Origin of the sequence: Thermus brockianus, assembly GCF_021462505.1 — a bacterium.
In the GTDB taxonomy this organism is placed as follows: domain Bacteria; phylum Deinococcota; class Deinococci; order Deinococcales; family Thermaceae; genus Thermus; species Thermus hydrothermalis.
This window is the reverse complement of sequence record NZ_JAKEDV010000002.1, coordinates 342,612-358,011: the sequence shown is the minus strand read 5'-3', so window position 1 is coordinate 358,011 and position 15,400 is coordinate 342,612. Positions and strand designations below refer to the sequence as shown.

Here is a 15,400-nt window from a genome sequence, read left to right as displayed (position 1 = left end):
TCTTTATCCCCAGGGAGCGGGTCCCCTTCCACGGCCTGAAGCTCTACCTCCTGGTGGACCACGGGAAGTTCATCCACGAAGTGAACCTGAGCCCGGGAAGCCTGCATGACTTGACCCCTTTCCTTCTCCTCCCCCTGAAGCTACCCGAGGGGGTGGAGCTCTAGCTGGACCGGGGGTACGAGAGCCATCTCTATGAGGACCTGCTCAAGGAGGCCCAGGGGCTTGTTCCCATGGGGATGCGAAGGGGGAACAGAGGGCGCTATGTGCCTTGGCTGCAGTACCTGGCCGTGGTGGGGCGGCGGGTGGTGGAGACGGTGAAGAGCATGCTCCACGCCTCCTTTCCCAGGAGGATTCACGCCGTGACCCAGGCGGGCTTTGTTATCAAGGTCCTCTCCTTCGTCCTAGCCCACAACCTTGGGCTCATGGTGGAGAAAATGGCTGGGTAGAAACTTGGGTTAGATTACGAGCTTTGTACCACCCCCTCATACACAGACAAGTAGTTTCGCACCATTGCCGTAAGCGTGAAGTTTTTTATAAATCTTGCCCGGTTAAGGGTACCTACCTTTTGATACAATTCCATGCCTATCCCATCTATAAACGAAGCTAGTTCATTCGGTGTCCGCACGAATAGGGGGTAATCCTCACCCAAAGCCTCCACATTACCTCCCACAGGTGTAGCAAAAACAGGCCGAGATAGGGCCATGGCCTCCAATAAAGCTAGGTCAAAAACGGCTACATGCGGGGCGTGAATCACTGCTTCGCTCCTAGCAACCCACCTTAAAACTTCTTTTTTAGGCAAAGCACCAAGAAAAGCAACTCTGCTGCCTAAGCGAAACCTATCAACCAGACCTTGAAGGTAAGCAGACCACGGGGTGAATTCGCCAATAACTACCCATCTCCAAGGCCGCCTTACGAGGGCCAACCCTTCAATGATCCAATCCAAACCCTTTTCCGGTACATGCTGAGCCACAGTAACAAAAAGCCCCTTTTCAAACGTACCCATAAACTCCGTCTCCCAGGTATCCACGGGATCCTCAATTCCATTATACACAATGCTCAATCGTTCACGAGAAATGTGCCACCCCGTATACTCCTCAAACAACCGCACTGCCCCCTGACTAGGGAAAACTATTCGATCCGACCTCCAAATAAGGTTCTCATACGTACGCTCTATCGCCTTCCTCAAAACTTCCAATTTTAGCAGATCACGAATTTGTTCCAACTCCCGCAGTAGGCTACCTTTACTGTGTTCTGTCCAAACTAACTTGTAATTATCACTCAACCTCCCGATTAAATCATTGCCCTTCCAGTGAACACCATGGATATGAAGAACGTCTGCTCTAGGTGCGGTATTCAACATTGAGCGAACCCTCCTTTCTGCGAAATAAGCATCCACAACTGCCATGACGCTAAACAAAGGCCGCTGTATATGCCTACTAGGCATACTCGTAACGATATTTTTCAAAATACCGCGCCAATTTGTGCCCCCCTCTTTCTGAAAGAGATCACGAGCAACAAACTCCAGCTCGCTTAGCTCACGCACTTCGCGCACAAAGCCCTTGTCAAAGTCCGCGAAGTATACATCAAGAAGTTGATCACTTACACTAAGTAAACCCTTCAGCAAATCATACGCCACGCGGTTTGGCCCACCCGAACTGGAGCGCAACGGCCCCCAGGTTGCAATAATCACACTTAAAGACATCCTACTCCTCCCCAATCCGTTCAAAAAGCTTCAACGCCCGGGCCACCGCCTGGTCCATGTTGTAGTAACGGTAGTCGCCAAGCCGCCCCGCAAAATACACCCCCTTGAGCTTCTTGGCCTCCTCCAAGTAAAGCCGGTACCGCTCTTCGTTCTCCTCCTTGGGCACCGGGTAATAGGGCTCGTTCCGCCCAGGCTCGTACGCTTCCGGGTACTCGTAGCACAAGGTGGTGTGGGGAAGGTAGTCCTGCCCCGTGAGGTGTTTGAACTCGGTCACCCGGGTGTAGGCGTACTCGTTGGGGTAGTTCACCGTGCCCACCTCCTGGGCCCAAGGAACAGGTCTTCCCTCCAGTCCAAACCGCAGGGAGCGGTAGGGCAAGGGTCCGTGCAGGTACCCGAAGAACTCGTCTATGGGACCCGTGTAGATGAGGTACCGGTACTGGACCGCCCCCTCCACTTCCCGCCAGTCCGCCCCCAGGAGCACCTTGATGTTGGGGTGGCGGAGCATCCGCCGGAATAGGGCCGTGTACCCCTCCTTGGGCATGGCCTGGTAGGTGTCCTGGAAGTAGCGGGTATCGTAGCTCACCAACACCGGTACCCGCGCCGTCACCGAGGGAGAAAACTCCTCGGGCCGCATCCCCCATTGCTTCAAGGTGTAGCCCTCAAAGACGTTCTTGTAGACATAGTCCGCCAGGAACCGCAGGTCCGGGTCCTCCTCCTCCCTTAAGCGCAGGATGGGCACCCGGGTCCCGTAGCCGAAACGGGCAATGAGCTTTTCCTCAATCCGATCCGCCACCCGCTCGGAGAAGAGGGCCCGCAGGGAAGCCAGGCTGAAGGGCAGGGGGATCTCCTTCCCCTCCACCACCGCCCGCACCCGGTGAAAGTAGGGGCGCCACTCGGTGAAGCGGGAGAGGTATTCAAACACCCTCCGGCTCTCCGTGTGGAAGATGTGGGGGCCATAGCGGTGGACCAAAACCCCCCGCTCGTCCGTTTCGTCGTAGGCGTTACCCCCGATGTGGTCCCGCCGCTCCACCACCAGGACCCGCTTGTCCAACTCGGAGGCGATTCGCTCCGCTAGGGTGGCTCCGGTAAAACCAGCGCCCACAACGAGATAGTCCACCCTCACCGAACCACCTCCCAAGGTAGCCGCTTATGCTTGTGCAGGTACCACGCCATACTCCCCGTCACCCAAGCCTCCACCAACACCACCGCCCAGGCAAGCCCAAGAGCGCCCCCAAGAGCGCTAAGCCCCGTAGCCAGAAGGAGATTTAGCAGCCCTGCGGACAGGATAATGGCATTAAAGGGCCGGTCCATGCCCCAAGCAAGCATCCACTGTATCCCCAGAAGGTTAGAAACGGCAATAAGGGGCAAGAGGAATACGAGGGTTTTCACCAAGGGAATAGCCTCCTCATACCCCTCGCCCAGAAGCAGGCGAATCACCCAAGGGGAAAAAATCCATAAAAACACAGCCCCCCACACCGCAAGTCCGCTCATAGCCCCTAGCACCCGTATCCCCAAAAAACCTGCAGCTCTGGGGTCCTGACCCACCAAGCGCGCAAACCTCGGGAAAAATGCACGGTTAAAAGGCTCCAATAACCCAAGCACCGCTTTCGTCAACCGCTCTGCACCCGCATAAAGCCCTACTTGCGAGGGAGGAGCGAAAAACCCAAGGATTAAAGGGTTCGCCGCTGTATAAAGGCTAACCGCCAAACGAAAAAGAAAGAGACGCCCACCCAAACCCAAAAACGCCACCCCTTCCCTGAAGGAAGGGCTCCGCAAAGGGAATAGCTTAGCTAGCCACACTATTCCCAACCCAGTGGCCACCAACGCACCTATTCCGTTCAGCAGGAGGGGAAGATAAGCGTCCATAGGTGTGCGGACTAGCAGAAAGACTCCCAAGGTCGCCAAACCCCGGGTCAGCACCTCCAAAAAGGCCACCTCGCGCATGCGTTCCAAACCCTGGAAGACCCACACCGGGCTAAACCCCCAGACCACCGCCCAAAAGAACGCCGCCCACACCACCTCCTCTTTCCCCCTAAAGGGGGGCAGATTAAGGGCCAGAAAGGCCACCAAAGCCGCAGGCAACACGAGGACAACCTTAGCCCCCATCACTCCGGAAAAGATGCGGGCAATCATTTCCCGGTCCCCCCGGTACCGCGCCACCTCCCGGGTACCGGACAAGGAAAAACCAAATTCTACCAAGAGTTGAAGGTAAAGCGCAAAGGACTGGCCTAAGGCCATGACGCCAAAGCCTTCTGGACCCAGCACACGGGTTAGGTAAGGAAGCGTGAGTAAGGGAAAGAGATAATTAGCTCCTTGTACTAAATACAAATAAAGAAGGTTTCGCCCAGTCTGTGAACGCCGTAGCGTTCCCAGAAAGAGATGGACTCGGCCTAGGCGCAGGGGTTACCACCTCCCTGAGTTAACCCAAGGGGCTAAGCTCCTCACCCGGTGCCCCGCGTAGGCCAACGCCAATCCCGTGGTGAGGCCCACGTAGCCGGCGCCAATAATCGCTACCTTCTTCATGGCTCACCTCAACCCAAAAGCCCCTTCCCTGAGCTACGCCCCACCCACATGGGCACCATCCCCGCCAAAGCATAGCACGCCCTACCAGTCCCCCGGGGGCAAATAACCCAGGCCTAGGCGAAGGGCTATGCAGAATGAGGAGTATGGGAAGGGCCTGGCTCGGGCTTTTCATCCTCCTCCTCCCCCTGGCCCAGGGGCAAGACTGGCGGCTCACCCGGAGCCAAAGCACTACCCAGGAGGGCGCCTCCGCCTGGCGGTACACCCTAAGCCCCGCAAACAAGGAGGCCAGGGAGCTCTGGCAAAGGCTTGCCCTCCAGTACCAGGACCACCTGCGGGCGGGGTACCGGGTGGACCTGGGGCGGTGGCGGCTTTACTTCCTCGGCGGGAAACTCCGGCTTGAAGGCCACTGCCAAACCCCAAACCCCGCTTGCTTCACCTTCGGGGCCCTGCCCGTGGAAAAGGCCCGGCAAGACCGGCTCCTCATGGGGCTTGGCACCCTCCTTGACCAGGCCTTGACCCAGGCGCAAGCCACAGGGGGCACCCTCACCCTCTCGGGGCTTTTCCGGGCGGAGCTCAGGCGGGGCCAGGCCCCACCTTACCCCGCAAGGCCCTCGGGCTGGGCCCCCTAGCCTGGTATCCTTTTGGCCATGGGGCGTTTTCTGCTCCTCTTGGCCCTGTGGGGAAGCCTGGCCCTGGCGGGCCCTTGCGCCCAAAGGCCCTATACCCTGGAAACGGAAGAGGGGCTCCTCGGTGGAGAAGAGCTCTCCTACGACGGGGAAGAGCTCGTCTTTGAAGGGCGGGCCTGCCTGGAGCGGGAGGGGCTTTTCCTCGAGGCCCCCCTCATCCGCTACCGAGAGGAGGCCAAGGCGTTTTTCGCCGAAAACCTCACCGGGGAGGCGGAGGGGTGGCGTATCCAGGCGGAGCGTCTGGAGGGCAAGACCCTGAAGGGCGTGCGCCTTGCCCAGGGAAGGCTTCGGGCAGAAGCGGAAAGCGTCCTCCTGGAAAGCCCCCCCTTGGGCCAAAGGGTCCTCCTCGAGTCCCCCGCCTACCGGGTAAGGGCGGAAGAGGCCCGCTTCCACCAAAAGGAAGCCATCCTCAAAGGGTTTCTGGCCACGCCCTGCCCCTGCGGGGAGGACGTGCGCCTCGCCATGGAGGAGGCCCGGTTTGACGTGGCCAGTGGCGAACTCGTGGGGGAAGCGCGCCTGGGCCTCTGGGCGCTGGACATCCCTCTGGGGGAAGCCCGGGCCAACGCCCACCGCAAACCGACCCTGGAAAGCCCCCTGGTCCTGGGGAGCACAGCGGACGGGGGTTGGAGCGTGGGGGTCAGGGGCTTCCCCCTCCCCAAGCCCGGGGAGGAGATTGGGCGGTGGGAGAGGCGCTTTACCCTCCTGGCCACGGGCCTCGGAACCGAGCAGAAAGCCCTCCTCCTGGGCTACCGGGAGGGGGACCGGGGCATGGAGGCCCAGTTGGGCTACGCCCCCGGGGTCAGGGCCTTCTTCGGCGACCTCTTCTTCGCCGCAAGCCCCAAGCCCCCCGACGCCGACACCCCCCGCCTCGAGGTCCGCTACCGCCCCACCTTCCGCCTGGAGGACCTTACCCTTAGCCCCTTCCTCCGCTATGCGGAAACGGGAAGGAGCCAAGGCTGGACCCTGGGGCTAGAAGCCTCCTACCGGGCTACCCTCCAGGAAGGCCCCTTTCGCCTCTCCCTCACCCCCGCTCTGCTCTTCACCCTCTACCCCGGGGCCGGGTACGACCCCTACCTGGCCCTGGGAGGAAGCGTGGAAGGGAGCTTCCGGGACGGGGAACTTACCCTACGGGCAGGGTACGGGGGGAGGCTTGAGCCTTTGGGCCAGACCCCGCCCTTCACCTACGAGAACCGGGACGAATACCAGAGGCTTTTCGTGGACGCGGCCTATGGCCCCCTGGGCCTCGGCTACACCCTGGAAAACCCCCTGGGGAACCGGCTAGACCGCCTGGAAGGGCGTTTCCAAAGCGAGCGCTTCGGAAGCCTCCGGGCGGCCTACGTGCGGGGAAGCCTGGAGGAGGTCCGCTTCGCCTACGCCATGCCCCTACCGGACCGCAATTGCTGCCAGGCCCTTTGGCTCGCCCCCGAGGTGGGTTTTGGGGGCGGAGGGCTTACCCGCTACGGCCTCACCCTCCGCCTCTACGACGGCTGCTTCGCCTACGAGCTTCGGGCGCAAAACGTCCTCCAGGGGCAGTACGACGAAACCCCGGGGTTAAGCCTCACCTTCGGCCTTTCCTTGCGCTAGAATGGCCTTATGCCAGGAGTGGACCCTGAGCGCCTGGCCGAGCGCCTGGAGAAGCTGGAGGGCATCGTGGAAGCTACCCTCCAGGTACTCCCTCCCTTGGTGAGCGATCTCTCCCGCCGCATTGACACCTTGCGCGAGGAGGTCAAAGGGGAACTGAGGACCGCGGAAGCCCGTTTGGAAGGGCGTATCCAACAGGTAGAAACCAAGCTGGAGGAACGCATCCAGCAGGTAGAGACCAGACTAGAAGGGCGTATCCAGCAGGTCAAGGCTGAACTAGAAGAACGCATCCAGCAGGTAGAAACCAAACTGGAAGGGCGTATCCAACAGGTAGAGACCAGGCTGGAGGAGCGTATCCAACAGGTAGAAATTAAGCTGGAGGAACGCATCCAGCAGGTAGAGACCAAGCTGGAGGAACGCATCCAACAGCTTAGGACCGAGCTGGAGGGGCGCATCCAAGGGCTGGAAGAGGCGATCTACTCCCTGCGCCAAGAGGTCAAAGCGGAGATCAACGGGGCCTTCAACAAGGCCATGCTGGTCTTCACCGCCATTGGCATAGTCTTAACCTTGATCAGCCTCCTCCGGTAAGACCTAAGGCTCCACCAGGAGCCCCCGCAGGAAGAGGTTCCGGTCCTCCGGGGGAAGGTAAAGGTCATCGGTGAAGGCCACCGCCACGATGCCTTCCCCCGAGGTGCGGAACCTGAGCTCCACAAGGCCCAAAACCTCCCCCTCAAAGAGGAGGCGGCCTCCCTCGGCCACCAAGACGTGGGGCCCCTTACCCTGGGCGGGGGTGCCCTCGAGGCGGAGAACCAAGGTGGCCTTGCGGCAAAGGGGGATCTCCACCACCCCGTTCGTCCAAAGCTCCGCCCGCTCCGGCAAGGGGCCTGGCCGGCAGGGCCCAAGGGCCAAGGGACGCAGGGCAAAAGCCTCCCGTAGGCCCCAAAGCCCTAGCCCCAAAGCGCCAAGGAGGGAAAGGGCAAGGAACCAAGCCCCCCTCACCGCACCACCTCCCTTTCCAGGGCATAAAGGGGCTTTTGCCCAAGGCGCGAGGGGGCAAAGACCAGGACCCGTAGCCGGTAGGACCCGGGAGGTAGGTCCTTGGGAAGGCTAAAGGCGATGGGCTTAGCCCCATCCCACTCCCAGCCCACACGGCGGCAGGCCTTGGCACAAAGCCAGACCTGGACCCGGTAGCCCTCGCCCCCCTCGAGGCGCACCACTCCCCCCTCCCGTCCCAAGGCGGCGTAGGCCAGGCGGGGGGGCGAAGGGGAAGGCGTGAGGGCAAGTTGCCAAAAGGGAAGGGCCCAAAGGAGGGCCACCCCTGCGGCAAGGCCCAAGGTACGGCTTAGGACAAGGCGTCCCTGGGCCAAGGCCAACCCCCCCGCTAGGAAGAAAATCTCGCCGCGGAAGGGACTTGGGACGCTAAAGGGATTGTCCACCATGCCCATGGCGGCGTAGGCCAAGAGGAGGGAAAAAAGAAGCCCATCCCCCCAGGCCGCCGCCAAAAATCCCCCCACGAGGAGAAGGAGTCCCAAGGCCCCTAAGGGCCCACTTTCCCCCAGGGCTTGCAAAAAGTGGTTATGGGCGAACTGCCAGAACCCCCCTAGAGGCTTAAGCCAGGCGGGGCACATTAGGCCGCGCGCCTCCAAAAGGGAAAAGAGAAAGCAGTCCCCAAACAGGGTTCCCCGAAGGTAGTCCCCTAGGAGGTAGGGCCCCACCCCGGTCCAGGGGTGGGCGGCGTAAACCTCGTACGCCCGAAGCCAAAGCGCTTCCCGCCCGGAAAGCTGGACCTGGAAAAACCGCTCCGTGGCCGGGGTGTCCAGGAAAGTGGCAACCCCCAGGAGAAGCCCCGAAAGCCCCAACGCCCAAAACCCCCGCCGGCGGAAGAGAAGCCCCCCCCCCCCCCCCCCANTCCCCCCCCGGCTCCCGGAAAGGAGGAGGACCGCCCCCCCAAGAAGGCCCAGGAGAAGGCGAAAGGGCCAAGGGTAGCGCAGGTAAAGGGCCAAGAGGACGCCCACCGCCCCCATGAGGCCGAGCCCCACGGGGCTATGGAAGGGGTGGGCCAGGCGCTCCCCCACCGCCCTGTCCCCAAAGACGAGGTAGGTGGCGGCGAAAGCGGTCAGGTAAAGGAGGGCTAGGCCATACCCCAGGGGGGCTAAGGCTTCCGAGGAGAAGCGCTTGGCCAAGACTACCCCCGCCCCCACCAAGCCGAGGACGTAGAGCACCCGGAAAAGGGCCATGGGAAAGGCCAAGGGCTCGGGAGCAAAAAGGGCTGGGAGGAGAAGGGAAAGGGCGTAGAACCCCAGCAGGCCCAAGATGGGACGGGGAAGCCCGCGAAGGCCGGGTAAGAAGAAGGGAGCAAGCCAGCCCAAGAAGGGGAAGAGGGGCGCAAGGGCGAGGCCTAGGGAAAGGAGGCGCACGGGCTAAACTTTACCAAAAAGGGAGCTAACGCAACCCTAAGGGAAATGGGGTAAAGTGCCCTCCATGAGAAGGCTTTGGCCCCTGCTTTTCCTCGGGGTAGCCCTGGCTGCCCGCTTCGCCACCTTCAGCGTGGAGCCCTTCGGCCCCCAACGGGTCAACCTGGACACCGGGGTCACCACCCTTCCCCAGGGGGGGATCCTGGTGGACAACGAAAACGGACTCCGCTTGAAGGGAAGCTACATTGAGTACAAAGAGGGCGCCTTCGTCCGGGCAAGGGGGGTGGAGCTCCTCTCCAGCAAGGAAACCTTCCTCGCCCAAAGCCTGGAGCACGACATCCCCAAGCAGGAAGCCCGCTTCCAAAGCCTCACCTTTAGCAACGCCGATTTCAAGGGGCTTAAGGCGGAAAGGGCCCTTGCCCTCTTCGCCGAGGAGGTGGTGGTGCTCAAGGGCAAGGTCCAGGCGGATAGCCCTAAGCTCCAGGCGGAAGCCCTGGTGGTGGACCTGAAGGGGAGGGAAGCCTTGGCCTTGGGAAGCTTCACCTACCAGGAAGGCAAGGCCACCCTCAAGGGGCAAGGGGCCTCCGCCCGGCTCCACCTCCGCTTCCAAGGGGGGAAAGTCTTGGCCTCCACCAAGGTACCCGAGAGCGCCATGCGCCTCGTCACCTACGCTAGCCGCCTCCCATGACCCTTTACCGCTACGTCCTAAGGGAAAGCCTACCCGTCCTCCTCCTGGCCCTGGCCTTCCTCACCGCCGTCTACCTCTTCGGCTTCTTCTACGCCGGGGCGCGGTGGCTGGAGGGGGTGCCCCTTGTCAAGGTCCTCCGCTGGCTTTCCTACCACGTGCCCGGGGTCTTGGTGCAGGTCTTCCCCATCGCCACCGTGGTGACCACGGTGCTGGTCTTTGGGCGGCTTTCGGCGGAAGGGGCCCAGTTCGCCCTCCTCTCGGGGGGGATCCCCCTTTACCGGGCAGCCCTTCCCCTCCTGGCTGTGGGAGCGGTGCTCTCAGGGATAGCCCTTTACCTCCAGGAGGCCGTGGTGCCCCACTACAACGAGCGGGTGCGGGTGGCCTGGTGGGACGAGATCCACACCCAGGGGGCCGGGCTCCACCGGCTCGTGGGGCTCCAGATCCCCATCGGCCAGGGGAAAAGCCTCTACTTCTCCGGGTTTGACTGGGAGAGGAAGGAGATGCTGGGGGTAAGGATCTCCGCCTTCCAAGGGGAGGAGGGCACCTTCCTCTTCGCCGAGCGGGGCCGGTGGGAGGGGAAGGTCATCACCTTGGAGCACTACCGCTACTACCGGGTGGACTTCAAGGAGGTGCCGGGCCTCGAGGGGGCCAAGGACCTCCTCGGCCAGGTGCGCCGCGTCTTCAAGGTGGTGAGCCAAGGGTCCCTCTTGGAGGTGGAGTCCGACCTCTCCCGGGCCCGGGCCATCGCCGACTACGCCGACACCTTTAGCTTCGGCCAGGATAGCCTCTCCGAGGCCTGGCGGAAGGCCAAAGACCCCTTCCTGGCCCCCCTGGAGCGCTGGCGGGCCCGGTTGGAGTTCCACTCCAAGCTGGCCCTGCCCCTCGCCAACCTGGTCCTGGTCCTCCTGGCGGCGGCCATGGCCCTCCGCTACGGGCGGAGCACGGGGCTCGCCTTGGGGATGAGCGTGGTCCTGGCCCTGGCCTACTACGGGGCCTTCTTCTTGGGGCGCTCCTTAGCCGGCATCGGGGCTTTGCCCCCGGAGCTTGGGGCCTGGGGGGCCAACCTCCTCTTCCTCGCCCTGGGGGCGCGGGCCCTGCGCTAGACTTGGGGCATGGCTTTCTCTAGACCTGTAGGGGAAAAAGAGGGAGGGCGCCAGGAGTGAAGCCCCTAAGGCTTGGCCTCGTGGCCTACCCGGGCCTTGGGGGAAGCGGCATCGTGGCCACGGAGCTCGCCGACCGCCTGGCCCGGATGGGCCACCGGGTCTTCCTCTTCGCCACGGAGCGCCCCTTCCGCCTGCCCAAGGATAGCCCCGCCACCTTCGTCCCCGTGGACCTCCCCTTCTACCCCGTCTTCCCCGGACCCCTTTACACCCTTTCCCTGGCCGGGACCCTGGAGCGGGAGGCCAAGCGGCTCGGCCTGGACCTGGTCCACACCCACTACGCCATCCCCCACGCCGCCGCCAGCTACCTGGCCTTCGGCAAGGGCTTCCCCCTGGTGCATACCCTCCACGGCACGGACGTTTCCGTCCTGGGCATGGACCCCGCCTTCCATGGGCCCACCAGGCGGGCCCTACAGGCAGCCCGGGCCACCACGGCGGTGAGCCAGGCTTTGGCCAAGGAAGCGGAAAGGGCTTTTGGGGTAAAGCCCGTGGTGATCCACAACGCCGTGGACCCCGAGCGCTTCCGCCCCCGCCCCGAGCGGAAGGGGCTTTACGCCGAGGAAGGGGAGTGGCTTTTGGTGCACGCCTCCAACTTCCGGCCCATCAAGCGGGTGCCGGACATCGTGCGGGCCTTCGCCAAGGTGCGCCAGAAGGCGAGGGCGCGCCTCCTCCTCCTGGGCAAGGGCCCGGAGGAAGGGGAAGCGAAGCGGGTGGCCCGGGAGCTTGGGGTGGAGGCCTGGGTCACCTTCCACCCCCCCACGCCCCAACCCGAGGAGGTCCTGGGGGCGGCGGACCTCTTCCTCCTGGCCTCGGAGGAGGAGTCCTTCGGCCAGGCGGCCCTCGAGGCCCTGGCCTGTGGCGTACCCGTGGTGGCCACGGCGGTGGGGGGGGTGCCGGAGCTCGTCCGCCCGGAGGTGGGGCGGCTCGTGGAGCTCGGGGACCTGGAGGGCTTCGCCGAGGCGGTTTTGGAGCTCCTCGCCCACCCCGAGCTTCCGCAGATGCGGCAAAGGGCCCGGGCCTACGCGCAAGAGCGCTTCCACCCCGAGCGCATCACCCGGCAGTACCTGGAGGTGTACGAAAAGGCCCTGGGGGGCTAGCCCCCCAGGGCCATGGGCCCCCTAGGCGTGGGCTACGAGCTCCTTCTTGCGCCCCTTGGGCTTGGCCTTCTTTGCGCGGGCCTCGAGGGCCTTCAAGCCGCCCACTAGAGCCAGGTCAAGAACCTCGTCCAGGTGCTCCACGAAGTGGAAGGTCATGTTCTGGCGCAAGGGGGCGGGGATGTCCGAGAGGTCCGCCTGGTTGGGCTTGGGCAGGATCACCTCGCGGATCCCCGCCCGCCTGGCCCCCAGGACCTTCTCCTTGACCCCGCCGATGGGCAGGACCCGCCCCGTGAGGGTGATCTCCCCGGTCATGGCGATGTCGTGGCGCACGGGCACCTCCGTGAGGGCGGAAACCAGGGCGCTCACGATGGCCACCCCAGCGGAAGGCCCCTCCTTGGGGATGGCCCCGGCGGGCACGTGGATGTGGATGTCCGACTTCTCAAAGCGCTCCAAGGGGATGCCGAAGCGCACGGCGTTCTTCTTGGCGTAGGAGAGGGCCGCCCGCGCCGACTCCTTCATCACGTCCCCCAGTTGCCCGGTGAGGATCAGGTTCCCCTTGCCGGGCATGACGGAAACCTCCACGAACATGATGTCCCCGCCCACGGGGGTGTAGTACATGCCCGTGGCCACGCCCACCTGGGGCTCCCGGGCCTCGGTTTCCGGGAGGAAGCGGGGCGGGCCCAGGTACTTCTCCAGGTCCTTCTCCGTGATGCGCACCCGCTTCTTGCCCTCCTCCAGGATCTGCCGGGCCGCCTTGCGCAACAGGGCCCCGATCTCCCTTTCCAGCTGCCGGACCCCCGCCTCCCGGGTGTAGTGGGTGATGAGGCGCATGAGGGCCGCCTCCGTCACCACCACCTGCCCCTCGGCCAGGCCCGTTTCCTTGAGTTGCCGGGGCAGGAGGTAGCGCTTGGCGATCTCCAGCTTCTCCTGCTCAATGTAGCTGGTGAACTCAATGGCCTCCATGCGGTCCCAGAGGGGGGCGGGGATGTTCTGGGGGAAGTTGGCGGTGCAGATGAACATCACCTCGCTCAGGTCAAAGGGCACGCCCAGGTAGTGGTCCACGAACTCCTTGTTCTGGGCGGGGTCCAGGACCTCCAGGAGGGCCGCCGCCGGGTCCCCTTGGTAGGAGATGCCGAGCTTATCCACCTCGTCCAGGAGGAAGACGGGGTTCTTGGTGCCCGCTTGCCGCAGGCCCTGGATGATCCGCCCCGGCATGGCCCCGATGTAGGTGCGGCGGTGCCCCCGGATGTCCGACTCGTCCCGCACCCCGCCCAAGGAGATGCGCACGTACTTGCGGCCCAAGGCCTCGGCGATGCTCTTGGCGATGGAGGTCTTCCCCACCCCGGGCGGCCCCACGAAGAGGAGGATGGGCCCCTTGTTCACCTCCTCCTCGGGGATCTCGCCCCGCTTGGCCCGCTCGGCCTTGAGCTTGCGCACGGCCAAGAACTCCAGGACCCGGTCCTTGACCTTCTCCAGGCCGTAGTGGTCCCTTTCCAGGATCTCCTTGGCCCGCTTGAGGTCCAGGTTGTCCTCCGTGCGCTTGTTCCAGGGGAGGTTGACGATCCAGTCCAGGTAGGTGCGGATGACGCTGGCCTCGGCGGAGTCGGGGTGCATGCGGGCGAAGCGGTTGAGCTCCCGCTCCACCTCCTGGCGCACCACGGGGGGCAGGTTGAGCTCCTCCACCTTCTTGCGGAACTCCTCCACCTCCTGCTCCCCCTCCTCCCCGTGGAGCTCCCGCTGGATGGCCTTCATCTGCTCCCTGAGGAAGTACTCCCGCTGGTTGCGGTCAATCTCCTCCTTGACCTGTTGCTGGATGCGCTTTTGCGTTTCAATGAGGTCCAGCTCCGCCTGCAGGAGGATGAGGACCCGCTTGAGCCTCTCCGCCACCTCCGCCGTTTCCAGAACCTTTTGCTTGTCCTCCAGGCGGAAGTCCATGTGGAAGGCGATGTAGTCGGCGAGCTGGGAGGGGTCCTCCAGGTTCAGGACGAACTGGACCACCTCCGGCGGAAGGTACCGCCCCTCCTTGAGGAGGGCCTGGAACTTGTCCTTCACCTCCCGCACCAGGGCCTTGACCAGGGTGGGGTCGCCGGGCTCGTCCGCCAGGACTACCCCCTTGGCCTCGAGGTGGTCCCCCAGGTCCAGCCACTCCGCCACCCGGACCCGGGCGAAGGCCTGCACCAGGACCTGGACGGAGCCGTCCGGGTTCTTGCGCATCTTGAGGATGTTGCAGGCGGTGCCCACCTCGTAGAGGTCGGAGGGCTTGGGGGCCTCCACCTCCTTGTCCTTTTGGCTCACGATGAGGAGCACCCGCTCCCGGGCCAAGGCCTCGTCAATGGCCCGGATGGAGATGGGGCGGCCGGCATCAATGGGCATGACCATGGTGGGGTAGATGACCGACCCCCGCACGGGGCAGACGGGCAAGGATTCTGGCAGCATGGTTTCCCTCCTTTGGCTTTTCTCGTCCATAGCCTAAGCCTACCTATATCAAGTTTACTGCGAAGTCCCGTTTAGCGCAAAGGGCCCCCAGGCACAAAGCCTTATGCTATAGCGGTGGCGCGGCTTTGGGTGCTTCTCCTCCTCCTGGGCCTGGCCTTGGCCCAGAAAAGCGGGGGCGGGGTGGGGGGGCGCCCCTATAGCCCCAGTCCCCCGCCCATGGCCCCGGGGCCGGCACCCACCTACCCCATGCCCGTGCCCACCTACCCTGGCCCCGTGGTGGTCTACCCGGGAGGCGGAGGAAGCCTGGGGGTGGTTCCGGTGGTGGTCCTTTTGGGCCTCGCCCTGGTGGCCTTCCTCATGGTGCGGGGGCTAAGGCAGGCGGGGGAAGGCCCCGTGGCGAGCGCCGCCCGCCTGCGCCTCGCCCTCCTCCAACGCCCCGGGGTGCAAGGGGCCCTTAGGCGCCTGGCCGAGGAGGCGGACACCACCACGGCCAAGGGGCTTGCCGACCTCCTGGACGAGGCCGCTTTGCTTCTCCTAAGGGAAGAACCCGGTTGGCGCTTCGCCAGCTACGAGGTGGAACACGGCTCCGAGGCGGAGGCCCTGGCCCGGTTTGACGCCTGGATGCTGGAGGAAAGGAGCAAGTACCAGGAAACCTTCCGCCACTTTGAGGGAAAGAAGCGGGTGGCGGAGGCCTACCAGGCGAGGCTTGAGCCTGGGGGGCGGTACGTGGTGGTGAGCCTCATCCTGGCAGACCGGAGCGTCCTCGCCCCCAAGCGCCCCCTCACCCCAAAGGCGGTGAAGGAGGCCCTTTTGGAGCTGGCGGGGTCAAGCCCCTTCACCCTCCTCGCCTTCTACCTCTCCTGGACCCCGGAGCGGGAGGAGGAAGCCCTCACCGAGGAGGAACTCCTGCTCCTCTATCCAGGCCTGGAAAAGCTCTAATCTCAGGGTCACAACCCCAGGGCGAAGACCGCTTCCTTAAGAATTTCGGCGCTTCTCCGCAAAGCCGCCGCATGGGCCCGGGCCAGGGCCTCGTCCAGGTCCACCAAGACCACCTCCGGCGCCACCCCAAGGAGAACAAGGGCGTAAGCGGCGGCGCTGCCCGCCATGCCGGAG

At 63.9% G+C, this 15,400-nt stretch carries 15 protein-coding genes and 1 pseudogene; 8 read left to right on the top strand and 8 right to left on the bottom strand.

Annotated elements, in window-relative coordinates; genetic code table 11:
- Positions 1-446, top strand: a pseudogene (locus LXN00_RS12790) (transposase); the annotation flags it as partial.
- Positions 447-460: 14 nt separating this feature from the next.
- On the opposite strand, the gene LXN00_RS04030 reads toward LXN00_RS12790, so the two are convergent.
- From LXN00_RS04030 to LXN00_RS04015, 4 genes are read right to left on the bottom strand one after another with little or no spacing between them, the layout of a single operon-like run.
- On the bottom strand, positions 461-1,702 hold the full coding sequence (locus tag LXN00_RS04030) for a glycosyltransferase family 4 protein (RefSeq protein WP_234505132.1): 1,242 nt from the start codon (positions 1,700-1,702) through the stop codon (positions 461-463).
- A gap of 1 nt (position 1,703) precedes the next feature.
- Entirely contained in the window at positions 1,704-2,825 is a 1,122-nt protein-coding gene (gene glf, locus LXN00_RS04025; RefSeq protein WP_234505130.1) for a UDP-galactopyranose mutase, read from the bottom strand.
- On the bottom strand, positions 2,822-4,075 hold the full coding sequence (locus LXN00_RS04020) for a flippase (protein ID WP_267962618.1): 1,254 nt from the start codon (positions 4,073-4,075) through the stop codon (positions 2,822-2,824). The genes glf and LXN00_RS04020 overlap by 4 nt, the downstream gene beginning before the upstream one ends.
- Before the next feature lie 30 nt (positions 4,076-4,105).
- Entirely contained in the window at positions 4,106-4,225 is a 120-nt protein-coding gene (locus tag LXN00_RS04015) for a hypothetical protein (RefSeq protein WP_234505126.1), read from the bottom strand.
- Positions 4,226-4,368: 143 nt separating this feature from the next.
- Here LXN00_RS04015 and LXN00_RS04010 point away from each other — a divergent pair, with 143 nt between their 5' ends.
- The 3 genes from LXN00_RS04010 to LXN00_RS04000 are packed head-to-tail and all read left to right on the top strand — an operon-like array spanning position 4,369 to position 7,080.
- Positions 4,369-4,854 (top strand): hypothetical protein, encoded by a 486-nt coding sequence (locus LXN00_RS04010; RefSeq protein ID WP_418952982.1) that lies wholly within the window; start codon positions 4,369-4,371, stop codon positions 4,852-4,854.
- 18 nt (positions 4,855-4,872) lie between these two features.
- The gene (locus tag LXN00_RS04005; protein ID WP_234505122.1) at positions 4,873-6,495 is read left to right on the top strand and encodes a hypothetical protein; all 1,623 of its coding nucleotides are present in this window, start codon (positions 4,873-4,875) and stop codon (positions 6,493-6,495) included.
- 9 nt (positions 6,496-6,504) lie between these two features.
- Positions 6,505-7,080, top strand: coding sequence for an apolipoprotein A1/A4/E family protein (locus tag LXN00_RS04000; RefSeq protein ID WP_267962567.1), 576 nt, complete (start codon positions 6,505-6,507; stop codon positions 7,078-7,080).
- 3 nt (positions 7,081-7,083) lie between these two features.
- On the opposite strand, the gene LXN00_RS03995 is transcribed toward LXN00_RS04000, so the two are convergent.
- Positions 7,084-7,491 (bottom strand): hypothetical protein, encoded by a 408-nt coding sequence (locus LXN00_RS03995; RefSeq protein ID WP_234505120.1) that lies wholly within the window; start codon positions 7,489-7,491, stop codon positions 7,084-7,086.
- On the bottom strand, positions 7,488-8,909 hold the full coding sequence (locus LXN00_RS03990) for a polymerase (protein WP_234505118.1): 1,422 nt from the start codon (positions 8,907-8,909) through the stop codon (positions 7,488-7,490). Before LXN00_RS03990 ends, LXN00_RS03995 begins: the two co-directional genes overlap by 4 nt.
- A gap of 64 nt (positions 8,910-8,973) precedes the next feature.
- On the opposite strand from LXN00_RS03990, the gene LXN00_RS03985 reads away from it, so the two are divergent.
- Genes LXN00_RS03985 through bshA form a run of 3 tightly spaced genes read left to right on the top strand, consistent with a single transcriptional unit; the run spans position 8,974 to position 11,851 of the window.
- A complete protein-coding gene (locus LXN00_RS03985; protein ID WP_234505116.1) occupies positions 8,974-9,594 on the top strand; it encodes a hypothetical protein in 621 nt (206 codons plus the stop codon).
- Positions 9,591-10,697 (top strand): LptF/LptG family permease, encoded by a 1,107-nt coding sequence (locus tag LXN00_RS03980; RefSeq protein ID WP_234505113.1) that lies wholly within the window; start codon positions 9,591-9,593, stop codon positions 10,695-10,697. Before LXN00_RS03985 ends, LXN00_RS03980 begins: the two co-directional genes overlap by 4 nt.
- A gap of 56 nt (positions 10,698-10,753) precedes the next feature.
- Entirely contained in the window at positions 10,754-11,851 is a 1,098-nt protein-coding gene (gene bshA, locus LXN00_RS03975) for an N-acetyl-alpha-D-glucosaminyl L-malate synthase BshA (protein ID WP_234505111.1), read from the top strand.
- A gap of 21 nt (positions 11,852-11,872) precedes the next feature.
- Here the strand turns inward: bshA and lon are convergent, their stop codons facing one another.
- Positions 11,873-14,287, bottom strand: a complete 2,415-nt coding sequence (gene lon, locus LXN00_RS03970; RefSeq protein ID WP_234505174.1) for an endopeptidase La — start codon at positions 14,285-14,287, stop codon at positions 11,873-11,875.
- Between the two features lie 114 nt (positions 14,288-14,401).
- Here lon and LXN00_RS03965 point away from each other — a divergent pair, with 114 nt between their 5' ends.
- Entirely contained in the window at positions 14,402-15,226 is an 825-nt protein-coding gene (locus LXN00_RS03965; protein ID WP_234505108.1) for a DUF1517 domain-containing protein, read from the top strand.
- Between the two features lie 8 nt (positions 15,227-15,234).
- On the opposite strand, the gene LXN00_RS03960 is transcribed toward LXN00_RS03965, so the two are convergent.
- A complete protein-coding gene (locus LXN00_RS03960; protein ID WP_234505104.1) occupies positions 15,235-15,393 on the bottom strand; it encodes a hypothetical protein in 159 nt (52 codons plus the stop codon).
- Between the last annotated feature and the right edge of the window lie 7 nt (positions 15,394-15,400).

Coding starts and splice junctions, on each gene's coding strand:
- LXN00_RS04015 (WP_234505126.1), bottom strand. CDS start 4,225: ATGAAGAAGGTAGCGATTATTGGCGCCGGCTACGTGGGCCTCACCACG.
- LXN00_RS03985 (WP_234505116.1), top strand. CDS start 8,974: ATGAGAAGGCTTTGGCCCCTGCTTTTCCTCGGGGTAGCCCTGGCTGCC.
- LXN00_RS04010 (WP_418952982.1), top strand. CDS start 4,369: ATGGGAAGGGCCTGGCTCGGGCTTTTCATCCTCCTCCTCCCCCTGGCC.
- lon (WP_234505174.1), bottom strand. CDS start 14,287: ATGCTGCCAGAATCCTTGCCCGTCTGCCCCGTGCGGGGGTCGGTCATC.
- LXN00_RS04000 (WP_267962567.1), top strand. CDS start 6,505: ATGCCAGGAGTGGACCCTGAGCGCCTGGCCGAGCGCCTGGAGAAGCTG.
- LXN00_RS03980 (WP_234505113.1), top strand. CDS start 9,591: ATGACCCTTTACCGCTACGTCCTAAGGGAAAGCCTACCCGTCCTCCTC.
- LXN00_RS04005 (WP_234505122.1), top strand. CDS start 4,873: ATGGGGCGTTTTCTGCTCCTCTTGGCCCTGTGGGGAAGCCTGGCCCTG.
- LXN00_RS03960 (WP_234505104.1), bottom strand. CDS start 15,393: ATGGCGGGCAGCGCCGCCGCTTACGCCCTTGTTCTCCTTGGGGTGGCG.
- LXN00_RS04030 (WP_234505132.1), bottom strand. CDS start 1,702: ATGTCTTTAAGTGTGATTATTGCAACCTGGGGGCCGTTGCGCTCCAGT.